The sequence below is a fragment of the Sphingomonas sp. CFBP8993 genome, from assembly GCF_034044895.1.
Classification (GTDB): Bacteria; Pseudomonadota; Alphaproteobacteria; order Sphingomonadales; family Sphingomonadaceae; genus Sphingomonas.
In genome coordinates, this window is the sequence record NZ_JAXCWU010000002.1 from 451,220 (window position 1) to 476,171 (window position 24,952).

Here is a 24,952-nt window from a genome sequence, read left to right on the forward strand (position 1 = left end):
CTTCGAAAACGTCCCTCGGAATCAATCGCGCTCGTCTGCGCCGGGCGGGTTGTCCTTGGCTTCCTTCGCCTCGATCGGCTTGCGCTCTTCATAGACTTCCGCCAGCTTCTTCTCGGTCGCGTCGTCGAGTTCCTTCTCGGCGGCGGGAAACATCTCTTCCTCTTCCTCATCGATATGATGCTCGTAGCGATGGCGCATGTGGAAGAATTTCGATTCCCACTCGTCCGATGCGAAATCCAGATCCATCATCTCGCCGAGCAGATCGTCAATCTCCTTATGCTCGGACACCGAATGGCGCGCCTCGTCGCGCAGCTCGGGTTCGCCCAGCATGGTGGCGTAAAGGGATTCCTCCTCGGCGGCGGCGTGGCTCTGCACCTCGATGCGGAAAGCCTCGAACAGCTTCTTGCGCTTGGCGCCGTCGCCCTTCAGCTCGGCGAGTTCCTTCAGCATGTCGCGCTGCTTGTCGTGATCGCGCTTCAGATCGGCATAGATGTCGGCGGTGGCCATGGGGGCGTCTCCTTCGCCTATCCAACGGCGCAACATGACGCCCGTTTCACCCGCGAATCACTCTCACGAATCCGTGCCGCTCAGGCGAAGAGTTCGAGCTGCTTGCCCTTGGGCTTCACCAGCGGTGACAGATCGACCTGGTCGGACAGCGCCACGGGCCGCCAGTCCTCGGCGATCAGGAAGGGGCGGAGCTTGGTGATCGACACGGTCAGCCGCCCGACATCCTCCAGCCGCAGCTTGCGCCATTTGCGCGTGGCGATGATCCGATCCACCGCCTTCACGCCCAGCCCTGGCACGCGCAGCAGCATCTCGCGCGGCGCACGGTTCACATCGACCGGGAAATGCTGGCGGAATTTCAGCGCCCAGGCCAGCTTGGGATCGATGTCGAGCGGCAGCATCCCCGTCGCCTCGTCCGCCGCCGCGGCGACCTCGTTCGGCCGATAGTCGTAGAAGCGCATCAGCCAGTCCGACTGGTACAGCCGATGCTCGCGCATCAAGGGCGGGCGCTGCAGCGGCAGCACGGCCGAGGCATCGGGAATCGGGCTGAACGCCGAATAATAGACGCGGCGCAAGCGGAACCGATCGTACAGCGTCGCCGCGCGGCCGACGATATCACGATCGGTCGCGGCATCCGCGCCGACGATCATCTGGGTCGACTGTCCGGCAGGGGCGAAGCCGGGGGCGGACTTGTATTTCTTGGCCGCATCCTGCCGGTCTTCGATCGCGGTCTTCACATCGGCCATCGCGCCTTCGATCCGGTCCGCATCCTTTTCGGGGGCGAGGCGACGCAGGCCGCCGACGGTGGGCAGCTCGACATTGATCGACACGCGGTCGGCATGGACGCCCGCCAGGCGCACCAGCTCGGGATCGGCATCGGGAATGGTCTTCAGATGGATGTAGCCGCGAAAGCCATGATCCTCGCGCAGGGACCGCGCGACCTCGACCATCTGCTCCATCGTGTAGTTGGAGGACTTGATGATGCCCGAGGAGAGGAACAGCCCCTCGATATAATTGCGCCGATAGAAGGCGAGGGTGAGGTTCACCACCTCCTGCGCGGTGAAGCGCGCGCGGCGCACGTTCGACGATTTGCGGTTGATGCAATAATGGCAGTCGAAGATGCAGGCGTTGGTCAGCAGGATCTTCAGCAGCGAGATACACCGTCCGTCGGGCGCATAGGCGTGACAAATGCCCATGCCCTCGGTCGATCCGATCCCCTTGCCGTCGCTACTGTTGCGCTTGGTCGTGCCCGACGACGCGCAGGAGGCATCATATTTGGCGGCATCGGCCAGGATCGCCAGCTTTTCACGGGTATCGAGTTGCGCCATATGTTCGATATATGTTCGCAGGGTGGGCGGGGCAAGCGGAACCCCGCCAGTCATCGCCCGTAAAGCCGGTATGATCCACATGCGGCGGATCGAGGAGGGAGGGATGATGCGTAAGGCAATGATCGCAATGGCGCTGGTCGGCGTCGCGGGACCGGCGATGGCGCAGGTCGTGACGAGCAAGGCCAGGACCGCCGATTACGAATTCAGCTATGCCTATCCCGCCGCCGCCGCGCGCATCGCCGGGCTGAAGGCCTGGCTCGACGCCGAACGTGCGCGTATTCGGGCCAAGACCGCGCGCGACGCCGCCGCCGGTCACCGCGAGGCGCGCAAGGCGGGCTTTCCCTTCAACCGCTATTCCTTCGACCAGACATGGAAGGTCGTGACCGATACGCCGCGCTTCCTCAGCCTGTCGGGCGACAGCTATAATTTTGCCGGCGGGGCGCATGGCTCGCCCGCGTCGTATGGGCTGCTTTGGGACAAGGCAGCCGGGCGGCGGCTGGATCCCAAGGCGGTGTTCGCCTCGCTTCCTGCGCTCCAGGCCGCGACCCGTGGCGACTATTGCAGCAGGCTGAAGGCGGAGCAGCGGCGGCGCAACCAGGGCGAGGTATCGTCGATGAATGCCTGTCCGCCGGTCAAGGACCTGACCGTGCTGCTGGGATCGACCAACGGCCGCGCGATCGACCGGATCGGCCTGATCGCCGATCCGTACGTCGCGGGTTCCTATGCCGAAGGGGCCTATGAGGTGACGTTGCCGGTGACGCGCGCGGTCGTGGGCGCGGTGAAGCCGGGCTATCGTGGGGCCTTTGCGGTCCGGCCGTGAAGACCGTGCACCGCGGTGCAGCATGGGACGAAATCGACGCGCCATTATCTGGATGCCCTGACCGGAAGGGCGTCAGCGGCGACCGTTACGAGGTATCGCACCGCGCTGGTCCGATTCTTCGTGGCGGGCGGATGGTCGCCCGACTAGGCCGAGGGCGGGGTGAAGACGCTGTCCGGCCCGGCGCACCGCGGCTGACCCGGCAGGGTGACGGCGCCCGATCGGTGCCTCAGCCCTGCCGCCGCCCGCGTCCCTTGGTCATCGGGTCGGGCTTCTTCGGCGGCACCCAGCCCTCGGGGCGTTCGGGGCGCGACTGGCTGGTGCCCAGGCCCATCGCGCCGGGGCGCTGGCGGGTCAGGCCGCTGGTGTCGACCGCATCATCCTCCGCCCCGCCGCGCAAAAGGGTGATCCGGTCGCGTAAGCGACGCGCCTCCTCATAGTCGAGGCGGTCGGCGGCGGCCTCCATCTGGAGACGAAGGTCTTCGATCGTCGGGGCGGTCATGCCCGGACAAACGCCTCAAGCGGCGATGCGTGCCGCCTCGGTCTCGGCGATCCAGCCGCCGCCGAGCACCCGGTCGCCGTCATACAGTACCGCCGCCTGGCCCGGCGACACGCCATATTCGGGCGCGTCGAAGACCAGCCGCTCGCCGATCATGCGGGCCGGCACCGGCTTGGCCATGGAGCGTACCTTGGCAAACAGGGGACCGTCGAGCGGGCCGAGTATGTTCATGGCGGTCAGCCGCGCCGCCTCCACCGCCAGTGCGGCGCGCGGGCCGACGACGACGCGCTTGGTATCGGGCTCCAGCCGGACGACGTAGAGCGGCTCGGGGCTGCCGCCGATCTCCAGCCCGCGCCGCTGGCCGACCGTATAGTGGATCAGGCCGCGATGCTCGCCCAGCTTGGCGCCCGACAGGTCGACGATGTCGCCGCGCGTATCCGCTTCCGGACGCAATTTCTTGACCAGCCCGGCATAGTCGCCGTCGGGCACGAAGCAGATGTCCTGGCTGTCGGGCTTGGCGGCGACCCCCAGGCCCAGTTCGGCGGCGATCTCGCGCACCCGCGACTTCGGCAGCGCGCCGAGCGGGAAGCGCAGGAAATCCAGCTGCTCCTGCGTGGTCGCGAAGAGGAAATAGCTCTGGTCGCGCGCGGGGTCGGCACCGCGGTGCAGCTCCGCCCCATGCAGACCCTCGGCGCGACGGACATAATGACCGGTTGCCAGGCAGTCGGCGCCCAGTTCGCGCGCCAGCTTCAGCAGGTCGGTGAATTTCGGGCCCATATTGCACTGGACGCACGGGATCGGCGTGCGCCCGGCCAGATATTCGTCGGCAAAGCGATCGACCACCTGGGTCCGGAAACTGTCTTCATGGTCGAAGACATAATGTGCGATGCCCAGCCGGTCGCAGACCGCGCGTGCGTCGCGAATGTCGCGGCCCGCACAACAGGCGCCCGCCCGGCCCACCGCCTCGCCATGGTCATAGAGTTGCAGGGTGACGCCGATCGTCTCGGCCCCCGTGGTATGGGCGAGCGCGGCCACGACCGAGCTGTCGACCCCGCCTGACATCGCCACCACGATCCGCTTGGCCCGGGGATCGCCCCCGAGTTGAAAATCCACCATCTGCTCCATGGTCGGCGTCCATACGCCTTTCAGGCCCCGCTTGCAAAAAAGGACGCATGCGGCGGCGGCATGATGGTTAAGAAAAAAGTGTAGTTACTTCACGGCCTTTACCCGGCTTTCATATCCGCCGGATATCAGGGTGGCTCACCAGTCAGGATGGATCGCGCTTTTGGACCTCAGCTTCAACCGGTTTGATCGGGATACCGAACTGACGGTTTTGCCGCCGGACCTGGCGGTGCTGATGGTCGGTGCGACCGCACGGCAGGCCGCCAGCCGGACCGCCGCGGTCCAGGCCGGATTCGCGCGACGGGATCCCGATCCCAGCCTGTTTTCGCCCCTCGACGGGGCGTTCAACGGGCCGATGGCACGGACCCTCGCACGGTGGAGCAGGAATGAATGACCCGTTAACCTTTCGATTTTAGGCGATGTTCAAGGGCCCGCGATACCAAGGGGCCATCAGACGACATGGGGTGGGGAGCCCCGGTGAGGTTGCATGATGATCGAGAACCAAAAGATCCGCCCTGCCAAGGTAATCGGGCCGCTCGGCGAACCGCTGACGCTCGAAAGCCTGCCGCCGCCCAGCACGACGCGCTGGGTCGTCCGTCGCAAGGCGGAGGTGGTGGCGGCCGTCAATGGCGGGCTGCTCTCGGTAGACGAAGTCTGCGAACGCTATGGCCTGACGGTCGAGGAGTTTGCGGGGTGGCAGCGGGCGATCGACCGGTCGGGGATGCCGGGCCTGCGCGTGACCCGGATCCAGCATTATCGCTCGCTCTACGAACGCCAGCAGAAATACTGAGTATACAATAAAAACGATCGCATTGTTGACATGCGCAAAACGGTTCATCGAATCGACGGTACGGGGACGGAACAATAATCGCCATTCGCACGTCTTCCCCCCGTGTCCCGCTCGCGGGCCCAACGGAGGGAAAGACAATGGGTATTATCCTGTGGCTTATCGTCGGTGGTGTCATTGGCTGGCTGGCCAGCATCATCATGCGTACTGATGCTCAGCAGGGCATCTTCTTGAATATCGTCGTCGGTGTCGTCGGCGCATTCATCGGTGGTCTGATCTTTGCAGGCGGCTCGATCAACAATGCCGGTCTGACGCTTACTTCGTTCCTCGTTTCGCTGCTGGGCGCTGTTGTCCTGCTGGCGATCGTGAACCTCGTTCGCCGCGGTCGGGTGCGCTAAGCACCCCATCGCTCGGAGCGAAGACAAAAGGGCCGTCCGGGAAACCGGGCGGCTCTTTTGCTATGCGCGGTACGGGCCCATGCTGATCCTGCCGATCACGGTCGGGCAGGCGGGCGGGGCAGGGAAAACCGCCCCCATGACCATGCGCCATGGGGGCGGGCGTCGGTCAGTTCAGCAGGAACCGGACCGAGACATTGACGGTCACGTCGCGCTCGCCGGGCGCGATGCTGGTCTTTTCCATGGAATCGGCACGCATCGCCATTGAGCGGACCATCATTGGGCGCTCGGGGCCGCCGGCATCCGCGCCGTTTTCGGTGATCGATACGATCCGCGTCACCCGCATCCCCGCCGCCTTGGCATAGAGTTCGGCTCGCGCACGGGCACGCTGAACGGCATCGGCGCGCGCTTCGTCCAGCGCGGCATCGGGCTTGTCGATCGACAGATTGGGTCCGTCGATCTGGTTGGCGCCCTGCGCGACCAGTGCATCCAGCACCCCGCCCGACTTCGCGATATCGCGGAAGCGGATGCTGATCGTGTTGGTCGCCTGATAGCCGGTGATCACGGGCGGGACATTCTCGCCGTAACGATATTGCGGCTGTAGCTGGACGGTCGCGGTCTGGATGTCGCGGTCCGCGACCCCGGCCCGCTTCACCGCCGCCAGCACCCGGGCCATCCGCTGGGCATTGTCGCTCAGGGCGGCGGCGGCGGTCGCGCCCTGGCTGACCACCCCGGCGCGGATCGTCGCGATATCGGGCGTGCGGGTGGTGCGCCCCTCGGCCGAGATGTCGAGGACGGTGCCGGCGGCAGGCACCAGCGGTTCGACCGTGGTCGGGGCGGGCACGCTCTGCGCCAGTGCGGCACCCGGCAGCAGCGCGGCCGGGGCCAGCGCGGCGGCAAGCAGGATCTTGTTCATCGTCGTCTCCCTTTGATGATGCGAAGCCTTTGGCAACTATCGGCAAAACGTGTGATGAACGCGCCGGAATCATCTTGGGGCCACCTGGGCCGGGCGGGCGCGCAAAGATGCTTGAACAGGGTGATATATTTCTATAACACAGCGACGATTGGGCGCATCCTGTGCGCTGTTTCGCGCAACGGTGATGCGGGTCGGGGATCGGTGACGAACATGAATTACGAGACGGGGGCGATTGGTGGCGGCCAGCATCTGGGCCTGGAGGGGCCTGCGCCCCGGCGGGGTCGGCGCTGGATCTGGATCGTCGTGGCGGTCGTCGCGCTGGCGCTGGTGGGCTGGCTCATGTTCGGGGGCAAGAAGCATGCCGCCGAACAGGGGGCGGGCGCGGGAACCCAGATTCCCAACATCACCGTCGTCGTGCCCGGTCGCCAGACGGTCAGCCGGGTGATCTCGGCCACCGGTACGCTGGCCGCACGGCGCGAGATGCCGGTCGGCGTGGCGGGCGAGGGCGGCATGATCACCCGCGTCCTTGTCGAGCCGGGCCAGTGGGTCCGCGCCGGACAGGTGCTGGCGACCGTCGACCGCTCGGTCCAGACCCAGACCGCCTCGGCGCTGAACGCCCAGGTGTCGGTTGCTCAGTCGGACCAGCAGATCGCCCAGGCCGAACTCGACCGCGCCCAGCAGCTCGTCGATCGCGGCTTTATCTCCAAGGCTGATCTCCAGCGTCGCGCCGCGACCCGCGATGCCGCCGCCGCCCGCGTCCGCGCGGCGCAGGCGACCTTCCGCGAAGCGCAGGCGCGCAACGGCCGCCTCGATATCCGCGCACCGGCCGAAGGGTTGATCCTGACCCGCGCCGCCGAGCCGGGCCAGATCGTCAGCTCGGGCTCGGGCGTGCTGTTCCGCATGGCGATGGGCGGGCAGATGGAGCTGCGCGCGCAGCTGGCGGAATCGGACCTGGTTGGCCTGTCGGTCGGCGCGCCCGCCACCGTGACCCCGGTCGGCGTCGACCAGAGCTTCAAGGGCGAGGTGTGGCAGGTGTCGCCGATCATCGATCCGCAGACGCGCCAGGGCGTGGCGCGCATCGCGCTGACCTATAACCCGGCGCTGCGTCCCGGCGGCTTTGCGGCGGCGACGATCCGCGGCGGTGGGGCGCAGGCCCCCGTCCTGCCGGACTCGGCGATCCAGAGCGACGACAAGGGCAGCTTCGTCTATATCGTCGGCCCGGACAACAAGGTCGCACGCCGCGACATCAAGATCGGCCAGGTTTCGGACAACGGCGTGACCATCGCCTCGGGCCTGACCGGGACCGAGCGGGTGGTGCGTTCGGCGGGCGGCTTCCTGGCGGCAGGCCAGCAGGTCCGCCCGATCGTGGCAGGCCAGGAGGCCAAGTAACATGAGTTTCCGCAACATCTCCGCCTGGGCGATCCGGAACCCCGTTCCGCCGATCGTCCTGTTCGTCGCGCTGACGCTGGCGGGGATCGTCAGCTTCATGCGGATGGACGTGAACAACGATCCCGACATCGATTTCCCGATCGTCGTGGTCGTCGTGAACCAGCCGGGTGCGGCGCCGACCGAGCTGGAGACGCAGGTCACCCAGCGGGTCGAGGCGGCGTTGCGGAACCTTCAGGGCGTCGACCAGATCACCTCGACGGTGACCGAGGGCCAGTCGCAGACTTTGGTCCAGCTCGATATCGGCACGCCGATCGACCGCGCGGTCAGCGATGCGCGCGACGCCATAACCCAGATCCGATCGATGCTGCCCGACGGCATCCTCGAGCCGCAGGTGATCCGCGTCGATTCGACCGACAACGACCTCGCCAGCTATTCGGCGGTGGCGTCCAACATGACGCCCGAACAACTTAGCTGGTACATCGACAACAACGTCACCAAGGAGCTGTTGTCGGTTCCCGGCCTGTCCAAGGTCATCCGCAACGGCGGCGTGACGCGCGAGATCCGCGTGATCCTCGATCCGCTGAAGCTGCAGGCGCAGGGGCTGACCGCCAGCGAAGTCAACGCGCAGTTGCGCATGACCAACCTGAACGCCGCCGGTGGCCGTGCCGAGATCGCCGGGACCGAGCAGGCAGTGCGCGTGCTGGGCAACGCCCGCAATGCCTATGACCTGGGCCAGACCCAGATCAACGTGCGCGGCGGGCGCACCGTGCGCCTGGCCGATATCGCCACGGTTCGCGACCTCTATGCCGAGCAGCGTTCGCAGGCGGCGGTCGACGGGCGGCAGGTCATCAGCTTCGACTTCCAGCGCGCCAAGGGTGCGTCCGACGTCAGCGTCTATAACGGCGCGGTCGAGAAGCTGAAGGCGCTGGAAAAGCGCAACCCGGAGGTGAAGTTCGTCCTCCGCTCGAACAGCGTGAAATATACCGAGGCGCAGTATGAGAGCGCCATCCATGCGATGATCGAGGGCGCGGTGCTGGCCGTCATCGTCGTCTTCCTCTTCCTGCGCGACTGGCGCGCGACCGTCATCTCGGCGCTGGCCATCCCGCTGTCGGCGATTCCGGCCTTCTGGTTCATGGATCTGCTGGGCTTCACGTTGAACCAGATGACGCTGCTCGCGCTCAGCCTGGTGGCGGGCGTGCTGGTCGACGATGCGATCGTGGAGATCGAGAATATCGTGCGCCACATGCGGATGGGCAAATCCGCCTATCAGGCGTCGATCGACGCGGCGGACGAGATCGGCCTGGCCGTGCTCGCCACTACCATGGCGATCGTCGCGGTGTTCCTGCCCGTCGCACTGATGCCGGGCGTGCCGGGCCAGTATTTCAAGAATTTCGGCCTGACCGTCGTCGTCTCGGTGCTGATGAGCCTTGCGGTGGCGCGCATGATCACGCCGATGATCGCGGCCTATTTCCTGAAGTCGGCGGGCCATGCCAGCCACGGCGAGGGCAAGCTGATGGACGCCTATATGGCGACGCTGCGCTGGTCGCTGCGCTTCGACCGGCCGAGCGACGGGGTGAAACGGGGGCTGTTCCGGCGCATCCTGGGCCGGTTCCGCGACCATCGCCTGTGGGTGATCGGCATCGGCGTAGGCGCGTTCGTGCTGACCGTCGTGATGTTCGGCATCATCCCCAAGACCTTCCAGCCGCCGCAAGACAATGACCAGGCGGTCGCCAAGATCGAAATGGTGCCGGGCACCACGCTGGCCCAGACCGATCAGGTCGTGAAGCGGGTGGCGCAGTTCCTGAAGAAGCAGCCCGATGTCGAATCGGTCTATTCGCGCACCAGCGTCGGCAATGGCCGGGTGGTGGCGACGTTGAAGGAGGATCGCTCGATGAAGAGCACCGAATTCGAACGTTCGCTGGCGCCCGAACTGGCGGCGATCCCGGACGCGCGCGTGACCTTCCAGTCGCAGTTCGGCTGGGGATCGAGCGGGCGCGACCTGACCATCACGCTGGGCGGCGACGATCCCGCCGTGCTGCGCGCCACCGCGAACAAGATCGTCGAGCAGATGGGTACGCTGCCCGGCCTGGTCGCGCCGCGCATCGTCGGCAATCTCGACCGACCGGAAATCGTCATCCGCCCACGCCTCGACCTCGCGGCCAATCTGGGCGTGACGACGCAGGCCTTGTCGAGTGCCATCCGTATCGCGACGCTGGGCGATATCGACCAGAACTCGGCGCGTTTCTCGCTGTCGGACCGTCAGGTGCCGATCCGCGTCGCGCTGGACCAGAATGCCCGTGCGCGCCTGTCGACCATCCAGAACCTGCCGGTGCAGACCCAGACCGGCGGCTCGGTGCCGCTCAGCGTCGTGGCCGATATCGGCCTGGGCGCGGGGCCGACCCAGATCGACCGCGTCAACCAGCGGCGTCAGGTGACGGTGGGCGCCGATCTGGCGCAGGGCGTCATCAGCGGCGATGCGATGAAGAAGGTCCACGACCTGCCCATCATGAAGAACATGCCGATGGGGGTCAGCGAGATGGTGCTGGGCCAGGCCAAGATGCAGAACGAAATGATGACCAACTTCTTCACGGCCATCATCTCGGCGGTATTCCTGGTCTTTGCGGTGCTTGTGCTGCTCTATCGGCGCTTCCTGCCGCCCTTCGTCAACATGGCCTCGCTGCTGCTCGCGCCGCTGGGCGGGTTGCTGGCGCTGTATTTCAGCGGCAATCCGCTTTCGCTGCCGGTCTATATCGGCCTGTTGATGCTGCTCGGCATCGTCGCCAAGAACTCGATCCTGCTGATCGACTTCGCGCTGGAGGAGATCGCCAAGGGCGTGCCGATCCGCGAGGCGGTGCTGGATGCGGGCCACAAGCGTGCCCAGCCGATCGTGATGACCACGGTCGCGATGGTCGCGGGCATGATCCCGACCGCACTGTCGCTGGGCGGTGACGGTTCGTGGCGTAGTCCGATGGGGATCACCGTGATCGGCGGCTTGGCCCTGTCGACGGTCCTGACCCTGCTGATCGTGCCGGCGGCGTTCAGCTTGGCGGTCGGTGTCGAACGCTGGGTCGGCCCGCGCCTGGGTCGTCGCTTGCTGACCTACAAGCCTGGTGACGAACTGGGCAGCGGCCCGGTGATCGAGGGACCGAGCGGCGGCCCCGCGCTGCCGCCCGCGACCGGCAAGCTGGGATATGATCCGGCGGAGTGAATCCTCCCCGGAACGGGGAGGGGAATCGCCGCGCAGCGGTAGTGGAGGGGGCGTGCCGCGAGGGCTGACCTATGCGGCATCCCCCCCCTCCGTCAGCGCTATGCGCTGCCACCTCCCCGTGCCGGGGAGGATCAGATCGTCCCCGTTTCGTTACGCTCGGGAAAGATTGTTCTTGAACAAAGCCGCCGCTCGCGAATTGTCCTGATTGATGGAACTCGCAACGCGATTGGGGGGTAGCCAGCCCGTTCCAGCTGCCCTGCGGAAGATGCGGGTGGTCGCCACGGGACTGTTGCTGCTGATGGCGGCGCTGTTCCTCGTTTCGCGCGCCTTGCAACCTCTCCACCCCGCCTGGGGTTTCGTTCGCGCCTTTGCCGAGGCGGCGATGGTCGGCGGGTTAGCCGACTGGTTCGCGGTCACCGCGCTCTTCCGTCACCCGCTGGGCCTGCCGATCCCGCACACCGCGATCGTGCCGCGCAACAAGGATCGCATCGGCGACACGCTCGCCAATTTCCTGCGCACCAACTTCCTGATCCCGCGCGTCATCGCACGCCGCATGCACCGGCTGGACGTGGCGGGGGCAGCGGGCCGCTGGCTGGCGCAGCCGCCGCAGGAGGGCGGGCGCATCCGGCGCGGCGCGTCTCGGCTGTTCGCCGAGATGCTCAGCGCCTTCGATCCGCAGCGGCTGGGCGGCATGGTCAAGGCGGGCATCGCCGCGCGGCTGCGCGCGACCGAGGTCTCGCCGATCCTGGGGCAGCTGCTCAAGGCCAGCATCGCGCAAGGACGCCACCTGCCGCTGCTCGACTCGGTGCTGCGCTGGGCGGCTTCGGCGCTGGAGGCGAACGAGACGATCGTCCGGGCGATGGTGCACGAACGGGCCGGGGCCATCCTGCGCTGGACCGGGCTGGACGAGACGCTGGCCGACAAGCTGATCGACGGGTTGCACAAGCTGCTCCACGACGTCGCCGAGGATCGCGACCATCCGCTGCGCCAGAAGATCGAGGAGGGGCTCGATCGCCTTGCCTGGGACCTGCAATATGATCCGCGCACCCGCGACCGGGTGGAGGCGATGAAGGCCGACCTGATCGCCAATCCCGCGATGCAGCGCTGGCTGGACGGCCTGTGGGAACAGGCACGCGAGGCGCTGTTGCGCATGGCGCGCGATCCGCAGGCGGTGACCGCCGGACGGCTGGGCGACACGCTGCGCCATCTCGGCCGGACGCTTCAGGACGATCCGCGGCTGGCGGCGACCATCAACCGCTTCGTGCGGCGGGCGGCGGCGGGCGTGGCGGCCGATTATGGCGACGGTATCGTCCGGCTGGTGTCGGAAACGGTGCGCGGCTGGGATGCCGATACCGTCACGTCACGGCTGGAAAATGCGGTGGGCCGCGACCTGCAATATATCCGCATCAACGGCACGCTGGTGGGCGGCAGCGTCGGCCTGGTCCTGCACCTGCTGGATCGGATGCTATGAAAACGTCACGACCTGGTATAATTAACACGCTATATCGATTCGTCGCAGGCACGAAGCGCCTTGTCGATGCCCCCGCTTTCCCGCAAAGAGGCAGGTGATGAACGCCAAGGCCGACTATCAGCACGATGCGGCGGACGGAGGGGCGCTGCGCTTCATGGGCAGCCTGTCGCTCGCGACGCTGGGCGACCTGCCCGAAAGGCTGGACCGCGAGGATGCGGCGGTCCGACGGATCGACCTGTCGCAGGTCGACCGGATCGACACCGTCGGCGCCTGGCTGATCCACCGCTTCGCCGCGCGCAACAAGGCCGAGATCGAGGGGCTGAACGACGATCAGCGCCATCTGTTCGCCAAGGTGACCGAGGCGGACCAGCCGGTCGCGATGCGGCCCAAGCCGGTCAGTCCCTTCGCGCGCGTGGCGGGCGAGGTCGGCGATGCGGTCGTCGCCGCCTTCCAGACGCTGTACGGCCTGCTGGGCTTCATGGGGGCCACGGTCCTCGCCGCGCTGGCGGTGATCCGCCACCCGCGCCGTTTCCGCTTCAACGCCGTGGTGCACGAGTTCGAGACGGTCGGCGTCTCGGCACTGGCGATCGTCGGCCTGATGAGCTTCCTGATCGGCATCGTCATCGCGCAGCAGGGCGCGGTGCAGCTTCGCCAGTTCGGCGCGGAGGTGTTCACGATCAATCTGGTCGGCCGCCTGACGCTGCGCGAACTGGGCGTGCTGATGACCGCGATCATGGTCGCGGGGCGGTCGGGTTCGGCCTTTGCCGCGCAGCTCGGCACGATGAAGCTCACGGAGGAAATCGACGCGATGCGCGTCATCGGCGTGTCGCCGATGGAGGCGCTGGTCGTGCCGCGCACGCTGGCGGCGGTGACGCTGATGCCGCTGCTCGGCTTTTATTCCTCGCTGATTGCGATCATCGGCGGCGGCTTCCTGGCGGCGGTGTCGTTGGGCATCCCGCCGGTCACCTTCGTCTCGCGCATCCGCGAGGTGGTGCCGATCACCGACCTGTATGTCGGCCTGATCAAGGCCCCCGTCTTCGGCGCGATCATCGCGATCGCGGGTTGTTTCCAGGGCATGCAGGTCAAGTCGGATGCCGAGCAGGTCGGCCTGCGCACGACCGCGGCGGTGGTGCAGGCGATCTTCCTGGTGATCGTGCTCGACGCGTTCTTCGCGGTCTTCTTCACCTGGATCGGATGGGATTGATGGCCGAACAGGACGACATCCTCATCAAGGTCCGGGGCCTGCGCAACAGCTTCGGCGAGCAGGTCATCCATGACGGGCTGGACCTCGACGTGCGGCAGGGCGAGATCCTGGGCGTGGTCGGTGGGTCGGGTACCGGCAAGTCGGTGCTGATGCGCACGATCATCGGGCTCCAGACCCCCGATGCGGGCGACATCACCGTGTTCGGCGAGCCGACGATCGGCCGCGAGGCGACCGAGGCGATCGACGTGCGCAAGCGCTGGGGCGTGTTGTTTCAGGGCGGCGCGCTGTTCTCGACACTGACCGTCGCCGAGAATGTCGCAGTCCCCTTGCGCGAATTCTACCGTGAGCTGCCCCAGGCGCTGATGGACGAGATCGCGTCCTACAAGGTGGTGATGACCGGCCTGCCTGCGGACGCGGGGCCCAAATATCCCGCCGAGCTGTCGGGCGGCATGAAGAAGCGCGCCGGGCTGGCCCGCGCGCTGGCGCTCGACCCCGAACTCCTCTTCCTCGACGAGCCGACCGCGGGTCTCGACCCGATCGGTGCAGCGGCGTTCGACCAGTTGATCGCCTCGCTCCAAAAGACATTGGGGCTGACCGTCTTCCTGATCACCCATGACCTCGACACGCTATATGCGATTTGCGACCGGGTGGCGGTGCTTGCCGACAAGAAGGTCATCGCGGTCGGCACGATCGACGAGCTGATCGCGCTCGACCATCCGTGGATCGAGGAATATTTCAAGGGGCCGCGCGGCCGGGCGGCCGTCGCCGCCAAGGACGAGGTCGCCGATATCCGGCCGCGTTCGGCGGACACGGACGCCGCGCGCCACCCCACCGAAGTCGAAGCGCACGCCACTGGCCAGCAAAGCCAAGGCAGTGCGGCCGATGCCCATGCGAGAGGCGAAGCAGGGACACGCTGATGGAAACCCGTTCGAACCACGTCCTTGTCGGCTCTGTCGTGCTGATCCTGCTCGCAGTGCTGGCGATCTTCACCGTCTGGATCGCCCGTCTGGGCGGCACGTCGGAGAAGGAATATGACATCTTCTTCCGCCAGTCGGTGGACGGCCTGGCCAAGGGCTCGGCGGTCACCTATTCGGGCGTGCCCTCGGGGCAGGTGAAGGAAATCGCGCTGTGGCGTCCCGATCCGCAGTTCGTGCGCGTGCGCGTCGCGGTGAACGACCAGACGCCGATCCTGCAGGGCACGACCGCGTCGATTTCGGCCAGCTTCACCGGCACCAGCACCATCTCGCTGGACGGCGCTCGCAAGGGTGCACCGCCGATCGCCTGCCCGACCCCTGAGAACAAGACGATCTGCCCCTATGATGTGCCGGTCATCCCGACCAAGCAGGGCGGCATCGGCGCGATCCTGAACTCCGCGCCGCAGTTGCTGGAGCGGCTGTCGACGCTGACCGAGCGGCTGACCGGGTTGCTGTCCGACCGGAACCAGGCGTCGATCGCCGGGATCCTCGACAACACCAACCGCCTGACCGACGCGCTGGCCGATCGCGGGCCCGAGATTGCCGCGACGCTGGCGCAGACCCGCGTGGCGATCCAGCAGGCGGGCGACGCGGCGCAGTCGATCGGCCAGCTGGCGGCGACGACCAACGGCATCCTGGCCGAGGATGTGAAGCCGACCATCGCCAATCTGAACCGCACCATCGCCTCGGCGCAGAAGAGCGCGGACACGCTGAACGCCGCGATCGGTGACGCGCGACCGGGCCTGCAGACCTTCTCGAAGCAGACCGTGCCCGAGGTGGATCGTCTGGTGAAGGACCTGCGCGTGATGACCCAGTCGCTGTCGGCGGTCGCCGAAAAGGTCGACCAGCAGGGCGCCGGGTCGCTGATCGGGCAGCAGAAGCTGCCGGACTATAAGGGCAAGTGAGGAAGCCGATGAGGACTGTCATGAAGACTCCGCTGATCGTGATGCTCGCATCGCTTCCGCTCGCCGGCTGCATCAGCTTCGGCGCCAAGCCGCCGCCCTCGTTGCTGACGCTCCAGGCGCAATCGGCGCCGGATATCGGCCAGACGCAGGATTCGGCCCGTGCCAAGTCGATCACGATCCAGGTGCCGACCTCGCCGCAGGAACTGGCGACGGCTCGCGTGCCGGTGCAGGAGGATGCGACCAGCATCGCCTATGTGAAGGATGCGCAATGGGCCGAGCCGCCCGCGCGCCTATTCGCGCGATTGATGGCGGATACGATGACCGCACGGGCGGGCCGCGTCGTCCTGTCGGCGCGGGAATCGGTCGGTGATCCGGGCGACCGCCTGGCGGGTGAACTGCGCCATTTCGGCATGGACGCCACCCGCCGCGACGCGGTGGTGACGTTCGATGCCGCGCTTCAGCGTGACGGCCAGACCGGGATCGAGAAGCGCCGTTTCGAGGCGCGCGTTCCGGTCGGCAAGATCGACGCGGACAGTGTCGGCCCTGCGCTGAACCAGGCCGCGAACCAGGTGGCGCAGCAGGTCACCGACTGGGTGGGGCGGTAACGCAATCCTCCCCGGCACGGGGAGGGCCATGCGAAGCATGGTGGAGGGGGCGCGCCGCAAGGTGCGCTTTTTGTGGAAGCCCCCCTCCGTCAGCGCGTTGCGCTGCCACCTCCCCGTGTCGGGGAGGAATTTGTTTTGGGCTGGAACTTTCGTCCGCCTAAAACGTGCTCCACCAAGTGACGGAAATTTCCGTCAGCCGTCACAATTTGCGACATAAACGCACTGGACGGGGCCGTAACGGCACGGCACGTTCCAGGCCATGAAGCCTCGCGCCCGCGTCCTTCTCCTGGGCCCCGCCGTCCTGTCCGGCTGTACGGTCGGACCCGATTACCATCCCGCTGCGCCGAACGCGCTGGGGGTGCCCGCGACATGGTCGGTGCCCGCCGCCAATGCGCAGGCGCAGGACCTCAGCCGGTGGTGGCGATCGTTCAACGATCCGCTGCTGGCCGAACTGGTCGAGCAGGCGGTCGTCGCCAACACCGATGTGGTCCAGGCGGTCGCCCGGCTGCGCCAGGCGCGCGAAAGCCTGATCCAGAGCCGCGCGTCGCTGCTGCCCACGGTGTCGGGTTCGACCGGCTATCAGCGCAACGAGAATCTGCGTGGCGGCGGACGCAGCTTCACCCTGCCTGACGGCACGGTCGTCGATACCGGCGCGGGCGGCAGCAACAGCTTCACCGTGGGGCTTTCGGCCAGCTATCAGGTCGGGCTGTTCGGCGAGGTGCGCCGGACCGTCGAGGCGACGCGCGCCACTTATGAGGGCGCGGGGTTCAGCTATGCCGCGACGCTGCTGACCGTCGAAAGCGAGTTGGCGCGCAATTACGTCCTGGCCCGCGCCTATCAGGCGCAGTTCGCCAATGCGCAGGCCAGCCTGGGCCTGCAGGACGACAATCTGGAAATTGCGGGGTTCCGGGTGCAGGCGGGCTTGGTCTCCTCGCTCGATGCCGAACAGGCACGCGGCCAGCGGGCGCAGACCGCCGCGACCATCCCCTCGATCGAGCAGCAATATAATGCCGCCGTCTCGCGGCTGGGCGTGCTGACCGGCCAGGCGCCCGGTGCGGTCAAGGCGCGGCTGGCGGCGGTGCGGCCGATCCCGCAGGGTCCTGCGGTCATCGGTGCCGGCATTCCGGCCGACATCCTGCGCCGTCGTCCGGACGTGCGCGCGGCCGAGCGCAATCTGGCTGCGGCAACGGCTCGGATCGGCGTGGCCCAGGCGGCGCTGTATCCGGCGCTGGCCATTTCGGGGAACATCAACACCGCGGCGACCAGCCTGGGGTCGCTCGGCAACGCCATCACCGGCAGCCTGTTCGCCGGACTGACCCAGGCGATCTTCAACGGCGGCAGGCTGCGCTCGCAGGTTCGCAATGCGCAGGCGCTCACCGACCAGTCCTATGCCGCCTATCAGGGCACCGTGCTGCTCGCGCTGGAGGATGTCGAGAACGCCATCGTCGCGCTCAACACCGCCCGCGCGCGCGAACGGCAGTTCGCCATCCAGCTTGATGCCGCGCGCAATTCGGCGATCCTGGCGCGTAGCCAGTATCGCACCGGCCTGACCGACTTCATCACCCTGTCGCAACAGGAGGCCGCGCTGCTCAGCGCGCAGAACGGATTGGTGCAGGCCCGCTCCGACGCCGCGACCGCGCAGGTCCAGCTGTTCGCCGCACTCGGCGGCGGATGGGACGACACCACCATACCTAAAGCCTCGCTCCAAGCCCCGCCCCAAGCAACGCCTCGCGCGACAACCCCGGATAACCGCTGATGGCCGACCAGACTCTCGACGATTTCCTGGGCGTCAAGCCACAGCCGCGATGGCGCAAATGGGTGCAGTGGGGCGTCGTGATCCTCGGCGTCGTGCTGCTCGCGCTGCTGCTCAAAAGCTGTTTCGGCGGCACCAAGGACGCCGAGTTCGCCACCGCACCGGTGACGCGCGGCGACCTGACCGTCACCGTGTCGGCCACCGGCAAGCTGGCCCCGACCAACCAGGTGACGGTCGGCTCACAGCTGTCGGGCCTGGTGACGAAGGTCGTAGTCGATGTGAACGACCGGGTGCAGGCGGGCGAGGCGCTGGCGCTGATCGACCCGGAACAGATCGACGACCAGATCCGCGCCGCACAGGCGACGCTGGCCGCCAACACCGCACAGGTGGCGCAGGCGCGTGCGACGGTGGCGGAGTCGCAGGCGCAGCTCGCCCGGTTGGAACAGGTCTATAAGCTGTCGAACGGCCGGGTGCCGTCGGCCACCGAGCTGCAGGCGGGCCGCGCCGATGCGCAGCGCGCGATCGCGGCGCAGCGCGTGGCAGAAGCGAACGTCGCCGCCGCCCGCGCGCAGCTGGCCCAGTCGCAGACCCAGCGCCAGCGCGCGATCATCCGCTCGCCCGTCTCCGGCGTGGTGCTGGCGCGCCAGGTCGATCCGGGCCAGACGGTCGCGGCGTCGTTCAACACGCCGACCCTGTTCGTCATCGCCGAAGACCTGACCAAGATGAAGCTGGAGGTCGCGATCGACGAGGCCGATGTCGGCGAGGTCAAGGTCGGGCAAAAGGCCAATTTCACCGTCGACGCCTTTCCGGGGCGGACCTTCCCGGCGACGATCACCCGCGTCGACCTTGGCTCTAACCTGACGGTCAGTGCCGCGACCTCGTCCACCTCCTCGACCGCCAGCGCGACCGCGTCGACCGGGCAGGTGGTCAGCTATGCCGCCGACCTGACCGTGGCGAACCCCGATCTGCAGTTGCGGCCCGGCATGACCGCGACCGCCGATATCGTGACCTCGGACAAGCGCGGCGTCATGCTGCTCCCCAATGCCGCGCTGCGGTTCCAGCCGTCCGACGGCGCGGCCCAGGGTGGCGGCGGCATTGCGGGGTCGCTGACCTTCCGCCCGCGCCGCGATCGTGCGGCCCGCACCGCGACGGTGCAGCGCGGCGCGACGCAGACCGTCTATGTGCGCGGCGCCGACGGCAAGCCGCAGCCGGTCCAGATCGTGACGGGCGACACCAACGGGTCGATGACCGAGGTGCTGTCGGGCGGGCTGAAGCCGGGGATGCAGGTCATCACCGGCCAGCTGGCGGCGGGCGAGCAAGCACGCTCGGGCGGCGGCCAGGGTCGCCAGGGTCGTACCGGCGGCGGTCAGGGAGCAGGCGGTGGCCGCTGATGCGCCCCTGATCAGCTTGCGCGGCGTCACCAAGACCTATGGCATGGGGGCGACCCAGTTCCAGGCGCTGAAGGGCGTCGACCTGGACATCGCCGCCGGGGACTTCGTCGCCGTGATGGGCCCGTCGGGTTCGGGCAAGTCGACGACGATGAACATCCTGGGCTGCCTGGACGTGCCAAGCGGCGGCCACTTCCTGTTTCGCGGGCATCCGGTCGAGACGCTGGACCGCGACCAGCGCGCGATGCTGCGGCGGCGCTATCTGGGCTTCGTGTTCCAGGGGTTCAACCTGTTGTCGCGCACCACCGCGCTCGAGAATGTCGAACTGCCGCTGCTCTATCGCGGCGAGGACAAGAAGACGCGGCGCGACCTGGGCATGGCGGCGCTGGAGAAAGTCGGACTCGACAAATGGTGGGACCATACGCCCGCCGAACTGTCGGGCGGGCAGCAGCAGCGCGTGGCGATCGCGCGCGCCATCGTCACCAGCCCCGACGTGCTGCTGGCCGACGAACCGACCGGCAATCTCGATTCGGAACGCTCGGTGGAGATCATGGAGCTGCTGACCGGGCTCAATCGCGACAGCAACATCACCGTCCTAATGGTCACCCACGAACCCGACATGGCGGCCTTCGCGCGCACCGTCATCCACTTCAAGGACGGGCTGGTCGATCGGATCGAGGCGCAGCACCGGCCGGGCGTGGTGCCGGAAATGGTCCCGTTTGACAGAGATGGTATTTGATGTTCGGCTCCACGCTCATCCTCGCCATCCGCTCGATCCGGCGGCATGTGCTGCGCTCGTTCCTGACGACGCTGGGCATCATCATCGGCGTCGGCGCGGTCGTGACCATGGTCACGCTGGGCAAGGCGACGACGGCGGCCGTGCAGCAGTCGATTTCGTCGCTGGGCACCAACATCCTTCAGGTGCGGCCGGGCCAGGGCTTCGGGCGTGGCGGCGGCGGCCCGCGTCCGCCCGACTTCAAGCTCGAGGACGTGTCGGCCATCGCCGAGCAGATCGCGGGCGTCACCGCGGTCGCGCCCCAGGCACAGTCGACCGCGACGGCGATCTACGAAGGCGCCAACTGGTCGACGACGGTCACCGGTACGACGCTGGCCTATTTCACCGTCCAGCCCTGGCCGCTGGCCTCGGGGCGGCTATGGACCCCGGCCGAACAGGCGGCGGGCAAGGCGGTGTGCATCATCGGCAATACCGTGCGAAAGAACCTGTTCCCCAGCACCGACGCGGTCGGCAAGCGATTCCGGATCGGCGCGATCAGTTGCGACGTGGTGGGCGTGCTGACGACGCGCGGGCAGGGCGGGTTCGGCGATCAGGACGACGTGGTGCTGATGCCGATCAAGGCGGTGCAGCGACGCTTCACCGGCAATCGCGACATCCGCCTGATGCTGGTCGGCGTGGACCAGGCCTATTCAACGAACGCGGTCCAGGCCTCGCTGACCGATCTGCTGCGCGAACGGCGCAACATCACCGGCGACAAGGCCGAGGACTTCAACATCTTCGACACCAAGCAGATCAGCGACACGCTGACCAGCACGACGACCATGCTGACCCGCATCGTCGCGGCGGTGGCCGCGATCAGCCTGGTGGTCGGCGGCATCGGCATCATGAACATCATGCTGGTGTCGGTGACCGAGCGGACGCGCGAGATCGGCATCCGCCTGGCGATCGGTGCGGTCGCGCGCGAGGTGCTGATGCAGTTCCTGGTCGAGGCGGTCGTGCTGTCCTGCCTGGGCGGGATCATCGGCCTGATCCTGGCGCAGGCGATCATCGCGCTGCTGGTGCCGGTAATGCAGGTGCCGTGGACCTTCGACCTTCAGATAAACATCATCGCCTTTGCGATCTCGGCGGTGATCGGGGTGGTGTTCGGTTACTTCCCGGCGCGCCGCGCCGCGGCGCTCAATCCGATTGACGCGCTACGGCACGAGTGATCGTGCGTTCGGGGGCGTGGACCAGCTGGCGCAGGCGTTCCAGATCCTCGGGCGTGTCGATGTCGATCAGCTCGGCGGGGGCGGTGACGACATGGCGTCCGCCCGCGACCAGCTTGCGCCCGCCCTCGTCGCCTTCCAGCTTCAGGAGGTCGTCGAACCGGCCCGATCCGAAGACGCCCGGCGGGGTGGGGTGTTCGCCATTGCTCGACACGACCACCGAGTCCGGCCCCTCAAAGGCGTCGAACAGGCGGTGGATATGCGCCGCCGTCACGCGCGGCATGTCGGCCAGCGCGATCAAGATCGCCTTGGGCGAAGTCTTCATGGCCTCGCGAATGCCCAGATGCAGCGAATGCGACATGCCCTTGGCGATCTCGTCATTGTGGATGACGTGATAGCCGCGTGACGCGAAGTCGAGCTGGCATCCGTCGGTCACCACGATGCGGTTGGCAAAGGGGATGCTCTCCAGCGCGGTGGTGACGTGATAGCCGACCGGCTTGCCGAGAAACTCGACCTCCAGCTTGTTCTCCACCCCGAACCGGCTCGACTGGCCCGCCGCCAGCAGGACCAGGACCACATCTTCAGCGTCGATCATGAAAGGCTCCTATCATCGCCGCCGCGATCGACAGCGCGATCTCGGACGGGCCGATCGCCCCGATGTCGAGCCCGACGGGGCCATCGATCCGGTCGATCGCTTGCGAGGAAACGCCCATCGCCGCCAGACGCTCCCGCCGCGCGGCATGGCTGCGCCGACTGCCGAGTGCGCCGATATAGGCCGCGTCGGTGGCGAGCGCGGCGACCAGCGCGGGGTCGTCGATCTTGGTGTCGTGGCTCAGCGTCACGACGGCGGTCGCAGGGCCGGGGCGATAGGCGGCAACCGCCTCGTCCGGCCAGCGATCGTCAAGCGTCACGCCGGGGAAGCGTTCCTCGGTCAGGAAGCGCGCGCGTGGGTCGATGACGGTGGTGGCGATGCCCAATGTCTGCGCCAGCTGCGCCAGGCTCTGCGCGATCTGCACCGCGCCGACGATCAGCAACCGGCGCGGCGGGTCGTAGCGGTTGGCGAAGACCTCGCCGGTTTCGACCGGGCGCAAATCCGCATGGCCGGTCGCCAGTTCGGTGGTGACGGTCAGCGACTGGCCTGCGTCACGCGCCTCGGCGATCCGGTCGAACAGTTCGGGGTCGAACCCGTCCGCCGACACCGGTTGCACCATCACCGCGATCTCGCCGCCACAGGGAAGGCCGACTTCCCAGGCCGAGGCGTCGGCGACGCCGTAACGCTTGAGCTGGAAGGGCGCGCCGCCGATCACCTCGGCGGCGGTGTGGAGGATGTCGTTCTCGACGCAACCGCCCGACACCGACCCTTCGAACCGGCCATCGGCGTGGACCAGCATGTGGCTGCCACGCGGACGCGGTGCCGACCCCCAGGTCGACACCACGGTCGCGATCGCCATCTTCTGCCCACGCCATTCCTGCGCGGCGGCTAGAATCCGATCATTGTCGCTCATCAAAGCGCGGGCAAGTGATCGAGCAGCTTGTCGAGCGTTACCGGCATCTCGCGTACCCGCACGCCGGTGGCGTTGTAGATGGCATTGACCACCGCCGGAGCCGCGCCGGAAATGCCCAGCTCACCGATCCCCTTGGCGTGGATCGGATTGGCATGGATGTCCCGCTCGTCGAGGAAATGGACCTCCAGCTGCGGCACGTCGGCGTTCACCGGCACGTGATATTCGGCGAGGTCGTGGTTCACCAGCTTGCCGGTGCGCGGGTCGTGGATCAGATCCTCGGTCAGCGCGGTGCCGATGCCGAAGGTCATCCCGCCCAGGCACTGCGAGCGCGCGGTCTTGGCGTTGAGCACACGCCCCGCCGCGAACACGCCCAGCATCCGCCGGACGCGCACCTCGCCGGTGACGACATTCACCCCGACCTCGGCGAAATGCGCGCCATAGCCTGCTTGGCTATACTGCTTTTCCTGCGCACCCGGCTTGATCTCACCGATCGCGGACAGGGGTTTGTCGCCGACCAACTCGCCGATCGGCACCGAGCGATTGTCGCCGATCGCCATGCCGTCCTTCAGGGTGAGGCCATCGGCTTCGACGCCCATCGCCTTGGCCAGCTTCTCGCGCACGCGTTCGGCGGCGAGGTATACCGCCGAGCCCGCCGAAGCCGCGCCCCACGACCCACCCGAACCGGCCGCAGGCGGATCGTTGGTGTCGCCCAGCGCCATCGTCACCCGCTCGACCGGCAGACCCAGAATCTCGGCGGCGATCTGCGCCATGATCGTATAGCTGCCCGTGCCGATATCGGTCATCGCCGAGGACACGGTGGCCGTGCCGTTGGGGTGCAGCTCGACCTTGGCCGCCGACTGCTGCAACTGGTTCGATCGGCAGGCGGCAGCGACGCCCATGCCGATCAGCCAGTCGCCTTCACGCCGCTGGCCCGGTGCCTGGCGCTGGTCCCAGCCAAAATGCTTCGCACCCTCTTCCAGCGAGCGGGTGAGCTGGCGCGAGGAATAGGGGACCTTGAGTTCGGGATCCTGTTCGGGATCGTTGACCTTGCGCAAGGCGATCGGGTCCATGCCGATCGCCTCGGCCAGTTCGTCCATGGCGCATTCCATGCCGATCATGCCCACCGCCTCGCCCGGCGCGCGCATCGAGCCGGAAAGCAGCCAGTTCATCGGCACGATGTCATGGTTGATCCGCCGGTTCTCGCCCGCATAGAGGAAATGGGTGCCGATCCCGACAGGCTCGAAATAAGCCTCGCCCGGCAGGTTGGAGGTGAGCGACTCCTGGCCCAGCGCGACGATCCGTCCGCCCGCTTCCGCGCCCAGGCGCATCCGCTGTTCGGTGTTGGAGCGGCGAACGGTGGCGTCGAACACCTGCTGGCGCAGCATGACGGCCTTGACGGGGCGGTCCAGCCGCTTGGCGGCGATGGCGGCGGCGACGCTTTCGGGCGCGATGCCCAGCTTCGATCCGAAGCCACCGCCGATATAGCGTGCGATGATCCGCACCTTGGACGAGGACACGCCCAGCGACTTGGCGAGCTGTTGCGCGTCCGAAGTCGGCATCTGATAGGCGCCGTACAGCGTCAGGGCACCGTCTTCCCACACCGCGATCGAGGCATGCGGCTCCATCGCCGCCGAATTCTGGCTGGGGGTGGTGTAGGTCACGTCGATCTTGACCGGCGCATTCTCGAACGCCTGGTCGAAATCGCCCTGGTCATAATGACCCTTGATCAGGCCGTCGGGCGCGGGTTCGGCCTTGTCGCGATTGGCCTCGTAATCGAAGGTGCCGTCGAGTGGCTCATACTCGACCTTCAGCCGCTTGGCTGCGTCGCGCGCGACCTCGAAGCTCTCGGCAACGACGATCGCGATGATCTCGCCGAAATAGTCGACCTGCTTCACGCCCTGGGTCGGGGCACCGGTCTCGCCGCCCTGCTGCGGGTTGCGCAGGAAGGTGGCATAATCGGTGATGACGTCGATCACGCCGGGGATCGCCTTCACCGCATCGGCGTCGATCGACTTGATCTTGGCATGGCCCGTGGTCGCGCTGACCAGAACCCCGTGGGCGAGGTTCTCGATGGCGTACTCGGCGGCATAGGTGGCGGTGCCCGTCACCTTTTTCGGCCCGTCCACCCGGTCGAGCGGTTTGGAGATCACCCCCTGCACGCCCGTGTCGAGTAGGCTGTCGGGGTGCGGCTGATTCATGGTCAGCGAATGCGTGTCGTCCTTGCCGAATCCGAACATGGGA

At 67.3% G+C, this 24,952-nt stretch carries 23 protein-coding genes; 15 read left to right on the forward strand and 8 right to left on the reverse strand.

The window, feature by feature from the left end; genetic code table 11:
* Positions 1-21 precede the first annotated feature (21 nt).
* Both SOM26_RS05250 and SOM26_RS05255 read right to left on the reverse strand, forming a co-directional pair.
* Complete coding sequence (locus SOM26_RS05250; RefSeq protein WP_320451677.1) at positions 22-507, reverse strand: hemerythrin domain-containing protein; 486 nt, start codon at positions 505-507, stop codon at positions 22-24.
* Positions 508-587: 80 nt separating this feature from the next.
* Positions 588-1,832 (reverse strand): putative DNA modification/repair radical SAM protein, encoded by a 1,245-nt coding sequence (locus SOM26_RS05255; RefSeq protein WP_320451678.1) that lies wholly within the window; start codon positions 1,830-1,832, stop codon positions 588-590.
* 103 nt (positions 1,833-1,935) lie between these two features.
* On the opposite strand from SOM26_RS05255, the gene SOM26_RS05260 reads away from it, so the two are divergent.
* The gene (locus tag SOM26_RS05260) at positions 1,936-2,652 is read left to right on the forward strand and encodes a DUF4163 domain-containing protein (protein ID WP_320451679.1); all 717 of its coding nucleotides are present in this window, start codon (positions 1,936-1,938) and stop codon (positions 2,650-2,652) included.
* Positions 2,653-2,878: 226 nt separating this feature from the next.
* Here SOM26_RS05260 and SOM26_RS05265 read toward each other — a convergent pair whose 3' ends face one another.
* Both SOM26_RS05265 and mnmA read right to left on the reverse strand, forming a co-directional pair.
* Positions 2,879-3,151: a UvrB/UvrC motif-containing protein gene (locus SOM26_RS05265; protein WP_320451680.1), complete on the reverse strand. Its 273-nt coding sequence runs from the start codon at positions 3,149-3,151 to the stop codon at positions 2,879-2,881.
* Positions 3,152-3,166: 15 nt separating this feature from the next.
* A complete protein-coding gene (gene mnmA, locus SOM26_RS05270) occupies positions 3,167-4,273 on the reverse strand; it encodes a tRNA 2-thiouridine(34) synthase MnmA (protein WP_414712015.1) in 1,107 nt (368 codons plus the stop codon).
* A 160-nt stretch (positions 4,274-4,433) separates the two neighbouring features.
* Between mnmA and SOM26_RS05275 the strand changes: the two genes are divergently transcribed.
* The 3 genes from SOM26_RS05275 (at position 4,434) to SOM26_RS05285 (ending at position 5,455) form a co-directional block, all read left to right on the forward strand.
* A complete protein-coding gene (locus SOM26_RS05275) occupies positions 4,434-4,664 on the forward strand; it encodes a hypothetical protein (RefSeq protein ID WP_320451681.1) in 231 nt (76 codons plus the stop codon).
* A gap of 96 nt (positions 4,665-4,760) precedes the next feature.
* Positions 4,761-5,060, forward strand: coding sequence for a CtrA inhibitor SciP (gene sciP / locus SOM26_RS05280; RefSeq protein WP_261268912.1), 300 nt, complete (start codon positions 4,761-4,763; stop codon positions 5,058-5,060).
* Positions 5,061-5,197: 137 nt separating this feature from the next.
* On the forward strand, positions 5,198-5,455 hold the full coding sequence (locus SOM26_RS05285; RefSeq protein ID WP_042483991.1) for a GlsB/YeaQ/YmgE family stress response membrane protein: 258 nt from the start codon (positions 5,198-5,200) through the stop codon (positions 5,453-5,455).
* A 166-nt stretch (positions 5,456-5,621) separates the two neighbouring features.
* On the opposite strand, the gene SOM26_RS05290 is transcribed toward SOM26_RS05285, so the two are convergent.
* A complete protein-coding gene (locus SOM26_RS05290; protein ID WP_320451682.1) occupies positions 5,622-6,368 on the reverse strand; it encodes an SIMPL domain-containing protein in 747 nt (248 codons plus the stop codon).
* Between the two features lie 210 nt (positions 6,369-6,578).
* Between SOM26_RS05290 and SOM26_RS05295 the strand changes: the two genes are divergently transcribed.
* The 11 genes from SOM26_RS05295 (at position 6,579) to SOM26_RS05345 (ending at position 21,209) form a co-directional block, all read left to right on the forward strand.
* Positions 6,579-7,757 (forward strand): efflux RND transporter periplasmic adaptor subunit, encoded by a 1,179-nt coding sequence (locus SOM26_RS05295; protein WP_320451862.1) that lies wholly within the window; start codon positions 6,579-6,581, stop codon positions 7,755-7,757.
* Position 7,758: 1 nt separating this feature from the next.
* Positions 7,759-10,965 carry an efflux RND transporter permease subunit gene (locus SOM26_RS05300; protein WP_320451683.1) on the forward strand — a complete coding sequence of 1,069 codons (3,207 nt, stop codon included), beginning with the start codon at positions 7,759-7,761 and terminating at the stop codon, positions 10,963-10,965.
* Positions 10,966-11,230: 265 nt separating this feature from the next.
* Positions 11,231-12,436, forward strand: coding sequence for a DUF445 domain-containing protein (locus SOM26_RS05305; protein WP_320451863.1), 1,206 nt, complete (start codon positions 11,231-11,233; stop codon positions 12,434-12,436).
* Between the two features lie 97 nt (positions 12,437-12,533).
* Complete coding sequence (locus tag SOM26_RS05310) at positions 12,534-13,640, forward strand: ABC transporter permease (protein WP_320451684.1); 1,107 nt, start codon at positions 12,534-12,536, stop codon at positions 13,638-13,640.
* Entirely contained in the window at positions 13,640-14,557 is a 918-nt protein-coding gene (locus tag SOM26_RS05315; RefSeq protein WP_320451685.1) for an ABC transporter ATP-binding protein, read from the forward strand. Before SOM26_RS05310 ends, SOM26_RS05315 begins: the two co-directional genes overlap by 1 nt.
* Positions 14,557-15,519 carry an MlaD family protein gene (locus SOM26_RS05320; RefSeq protein WP_320451686.1) on the forward strand — a complete coding sequence of 321 codons (963 nt, stop codon included), beginning with the start codon at positions 14,557-14,559 and terminating at the stop codon, positions 15,517-15,519. Before SOM26_RS05315 ends, SOM26_RS05320 begins: the two co-directional genes overlap by 1 nt.
* Positions 15,520-15,539: 20 nt before the next feature.
* The gene (locus SOM26_RS05325; protein ID WP_320451687.1) at positions 15,540-16,124 is read left to right on the forward strand and encodes an ABC-type transport auxiliary lipoprotein family protein; all 585 of its coding nucleotides are present in this window, start codon (positions 15,540-15,542) and stop codon (positions 16,122-16,124) included.
* 259 nt (positions 16,125-16,383) lie between these two features.
* Positions 16,384-17,880, forward strand: a complete 1,497-nt coding sequence (locus SOM26_RS05330) for an efflux transporter outer membrane subunit (RefSeq protein WP_320451688.1) — start codon at positions 16,384-16,386, stop codon at positions 17,878-17,880.
* The gene (locus tag SOM26_RS05335) at positions 17,880-19,268 is read left to right on the forward strand and encodes an efflux RND transporter periplasmic adaptor subunit (protein WP_320451689.1); all 1,389 of its coding nucleotides are present in this window, start codon (positions 17,880-17,882) and stop codon (positions 19,266-19,268) included. Before SOM26_RS05330 ends, SOM26_RS05335 begins: the two co-directional genes overlap by 1 nt.
* Positions 19,258-20,004, forward strand: coding sequence for an ABC transporter ATP-binding protein (locus SOM26_RS05340; protein ID WP_320451690.1), 747 nt, complete (start codon positions 19,258-19,260; stop codon positions 20,002-20,004). Before SOM26_RS05335 ends, SOM26_RS05340 begins: the two co-directional genes overlap by 11 nt.
* Positions 20,004-21,209 carry an ABC transporter permease gene (locus tag SOM26_RS05345; protein ID WP_320451691.1) on the forward strand — a complete coding sequence of 402 codons (1,206 nt, stop codon included), beginning with the start codon at positions 20,004-20,006 and terminating at the stop codon, positions 21,207-21,209. Before SOM26_RS05340 ends, SOM26_RS05345 begins: the two co-directional genes overlap by 1 nt.
* Here the strand turns inward: SOM26_RS05345 and SOM26_RS05350 are convergent.
* From SOM26_RS05350 to SOM26_RS05360, 3 genes are read right to left on the reverse strand one after another with little or no spacing between them, the layout of a single operon-like run.
* Entirely contained in the window at positions 21,178-21,801 is a 624-nt protein-coding gene (locus tag SOM26_RS05350; protein ID WP_320451692.1) for a nucleotidyltransferase family protein, read from the reverse strand. The genes SOM26_RS05345 and SOM26_RS05350 overlap by 32 nt on opposite strands.
* Positions 21,788-22,711, reverse strand: coding sequence for an XdhC family protein (locus SOM26_RS05355; protein ID WP_320451693.1), 924 nt, complete (start codon positions 22,709-22,711; stop codon positions 21,788-21,790). Before SOM26_RS05355 ends, SOM26_RS05350 begins: the two co-directional genes overlap by 14 nt.
* Positions 22,711-24,948 carry a xanthine dehydrogenase family protein molybdopterin-binding subunit gene (locus SOM26_RS05360; protein WP_320451694.1) on the reverse strand — a complete coding sequence of 746 codons (2,238 nt, stop codon included), beginning with the start codon at positions 24,946-24,948 and terminating at the stop codon, positions 22,711-22,713. Before SOM26_RS05360 ends, SOM26_RS05355 begins: the two co-directional genes overlap by 1 nt.
* Between the last annotated feature and the right edge of the window lie 4 nt (positions 24,949-24,952).